This is a genomic window from Sulfuricurvum sp. (assembly GCF_028712165.1).
Lineage (GTDB): Bacteria > Campylobacterota > Campylobacteria > Campylobacterales > Sulfurimonadaceae > Sulfuricurvum.
On record NZ_JAQTQR010000118.1, the window covers coordinates 1 to 3,461 of the forward strand.

The following is a 3,461-nucleotide window of genomic DNA, read 5'->3' on the forward strand; positions in this document are numbered from 1 at the left end:
AGGAGTTCTATTTTATCTATATGAATAAAACGTTGATCGGTTATTTGGGTTTTACCAAGGGGTATTATCTTTTTGCCTATAGTAATGCATACGTTCAAGACGATTTTAGTGAGCCCCTTTCGACGACTCTTCCTTTAGATACGAAGATATATCGATCAGCATCACTGTTTCCGGCGATTGAAGCCCTTTTACCTGAAGGGGTGGATAAAGAGATTTTAGAGAGAAAGAGCAAGACACCTACAGAATTTTATCTTTTTGAGTATCTCAACACCGATACCGCCGATATCATCTTTAGCCGTACCACGATGACATTTCCAGGGAGGAGGGCAGGGTATTTCTCTTACTTGTTAGCTAAAGAGGAAATATTAAAAGAGTATATCCCCTTTCCAAACATACTCCCATATAGAGTTGACTTGGAAGAAGAGATGCTTTTTCCCAAAAGTGATTTAAACGAACAGCAAATCGAAAAGATCAAAGTGATGTCGTTATCAGGATATCAGCATAAACTCAAAGTGAGCATCGATCATAAGAAAAAGATCATTTCTCAAAACCAAGACGGCGAGATTGCTTCGTATTTTATGAAACCCTACAATAAATACAAAGCTGATCCTTCCAACGGACACTACTTCCCTCATTTGGCGGTGAATGAACATCTGTATATGTCATTTGCTCGTGAGAAGCTCGGATTTGATGTACCGTATACGGCAATCTGTAGAGATAAACCGGAGGGTGAGTTTCACTACATCATCAAATACTTCAACCGCTACAAAGGGTTTCGGTATGCCATGGATGAAGTCTCTTCGATTATGGGATTGGATAGCGATACGAAGTATCAAACGACCGCAGAAAAAATGTTTACAGCCATTGAGACGGTCTTAGTGCAGGAGCAAGAAAAAATTCGGATGTTGGAGTATTTTTTTTACTCCTATGTCATTATGCATGAAGACATGCATACGAAAAATCTCTCCATCATTAATGATCGCGGCAAATATTTTGCTTCGCCGCTTTATGATATTGCCGCTACCGGATTTTATGATAATGCATACGGATATGAGAGCCATCTTCCCGTATGTGGTAAACAAAATAATATCCGACTGGGCGATTTTATGGAATTGGCAAAACGGTTAAATGTGAGAAAGAGTTTGGTCAAAGAGGGATTTAGCAAGATACTTCATCAATACACCTTTGCTTTTCCCGAATACATCGAAAAAGTACGTTCCATAGGATCGTTGCCTTACTATCATAAGAAAATAAGACCCAAAGAGGGTGAAGCTGTAATGGTCGTTTCAAAATGCGTTGAATTTGCAGATGTGCTTGAAAAGAATCATCATGAGCGGGTTCAAAAACTGATCGAGTTGGAGTATTACAAACAGCTTGGACTGAAAGCTTATATAACAACTGCTGGGATCAGTGAAATTGTAGGGATGAAGAACGAAGAGAAAGTGATCGATAAACTAGGGCTTTATGCCGGAGGGATTACTCAAGAATTGTTTAACAACCTTGGGCGACTTGGAATGTATACAGCGATGGATGTGTTGGAAAAAGAGGTGGTTAAATAGTTTTAGACAAAGGATTGTTTAAATGCGCAAACATATCCGCATTAATATTTTAAAACTTCTTTGTTTATTGCTTTAAAATACTGTAAATAGGCTTATTGTAGCAGTAAAATAATCTGCAATAATTATTACACTTTCTGCATAGAAGTAATAGGAGTCATACGTGACTTTTAGCCTTAAATAGATTAGAAGAATTTCTCAAATATGTTGATATGAAACGACAGGGCGCTTATAATCAAACGACGCTAAACCCCTGCTGCTTCCATAAGTTAATCCCACCTTTAAGATTGAGGGGCTTAAATCCGTTTTTTGCCAAAATGCGTGAGGCACCGACACTTCTGTTGCCGCTTCGACAATAGACGATGATGGTTTTATTTTTTACTTTATTAAGCTTCGAAAGACTTTCCGATAAAACATGTAGAGGGATTAGCGTAGCTCCTTTGATCCGTTCTTGAGAAAATTCATTGTCGGTTCGAACATCTAAAAGAAAAACTTCTTTGCTGTTTTTTAAAAGCTCAGATGCTTCTGAAGGAACAGTCGATTTGAAATTTGCAAGTATCCATCCTTTGGAATAAGCAATAAAGAGAAAAACGATAGAAGATGGAATAACCCAAGTAATGATTTCAGCAGGCATAAAAAGCTCCAATTTTTTTTGCCATTTTATCGCATCATGCTGATAGTCAAGTGTCTAACATAATGCTACATGCATAATATTGGGGATTAATCTACAAAGACGAATGCAGTATTATGAGATATTCGCTTTTGTTGAGAGTATTTAGAGACTTATCCTTCATGTCGAAAAATATTATTTCTTTATTTTCCGTATATCGTTTGATTGCTTTTTATTGGTTAAATCTAAGGCAGGGAATAGTGTATGGAAAACACTTTATTTCCGTTAGAAAGAATCATTTAATCTATCGTGATTAGATAAGAAAGTATCTGGTATTTTTGTGTCATGCCAGTACTTTTTGTATTACCACCGGCGATCCCAATGATTATGTTCGTAACGATCACGATCCCATCGGTCGTCATCATGATCACGATGATGTTCACGGTATTCATGCCGGTCATCACCACGGTTATTCCATCCATAATAGATAACAGGTCTTGGATCAGCGTAGACGACACGCTGCTGAGTATAGACAACCTGCGTAGGTACATACGTAACTTGTTGCGGTGAAGTATAAACAACACGTTGAGCCGGATAGGTATCGGCATACCCATCATTAGAATCGTAACGCTCATTAGATTGATTATTACTTCCGATCATAGTTCCCACAGCTGCACCTGCGATTGTTGCCGCCACTTTGCCATCTCCATGCCCGAATTGATTTCCGATAACTCCACCAATTACTCCTCCAACAATTCCGCCCATGTTGTCTTGTGCGAAGAGTGATGCAGAAGCAGTTAAAGCTATTGCAATAAGAATCTTTTTCATAATGTTTTCCTCGAATATAAATTAGTAAAAGTATAAAGAAGCGTTGTGAAGTTATTGTGAAGCGGATCAATTCAATAAAAGGTGATCCATTCCACAGGTCGTCTATTTTTCCATCAGTGTTTCGTTTACAATGCTACAATAGCGTTTTATAAGGAACCCATCCAATGAATCTAAAGAATGCTTTTTACTCACTCATCTTATTCGCAGGGGTATTGAATGCCGCTCCAACCCAATGCAACGGTATCTATTACGGTAATACCGCCCCCGATATCCTAAATACCAAACTCACACCTAAAACCAAAGAGCTTTGCTACTCCGAATTTGCAGTGATGCACTCAGGACTTTCACGTACCCCATTATGGAGCGCAGAACATCTTTATTGTGCCAAACTAAATATCAAAGTAGGGCGTTCTAACGATTTTCATGCAGAAGATAGATTAAGTGCGGATGATCGTGCGGAACTTTCC

4 protein-coding genes are annotated in these 3,461 nt (G+C 38.5%); 2 read left to right on the forward strand and 2 right to left on the reverse strand.

Annotation, left to right across the window (positions count from 1 at the left end):
- Positions 1 to 1,559: type II toxin-antitoxin system HipA family toxin (locus PHP90_RS13710; RefSeq protein WP_299931024.1), on the forward strand; the 1,559-nt coding region annotated here is incomplete at its 5' end.
- Positions 1,560 to 1,791: 232 nt separating this feature from the next.
- Here PHP90_RS13710 and PHP90_RS13715 read toward each other — a convergent pair.
- Both PHP90_RS13715 and PHP90_RS13720 read right to left on the reverse strand, forming a co-directional pair.
- Complete coding sequence (locus tag PHP90_RS13715) at positions 1,792 to 2,190, reverse strand: rhodanese-like domain-containing protein (protein WP_299931026.1); 399 nt, start codon at positions 2,188 to 2,190, stop codon at positions 1,792 to 1,794.
- A 339-nt stretch (positions 2,191 to 2,529) separates the two neighbouring features.
- Positions 2,530 to 2,994: a glycine zipper 2TM domain-containing protein gene (locus PHP90_RS13720; RefSeq protein ID WP_299931028.1), complete on the reverse strand. Its 465-nt coding sequence runs from the start codon at positions 2,992 to 2,994 to the stop codon at positions 2,530 to 2,532.
- Positions 2,995 to 3,158: 164 nt separating this feature from the next.
- Here PHP90_RS13720 and PHP90_RS13725 point away from each other — a divergent pair.
- A partial coding sequence (locus PHP90_RS13725) for a DNA/RNA non-specific endonuclease (protein ID WP_299931030.1) occupies positions 3,159 to 3,461 on the forward strand: 303 nt, incomplete at its 3' end.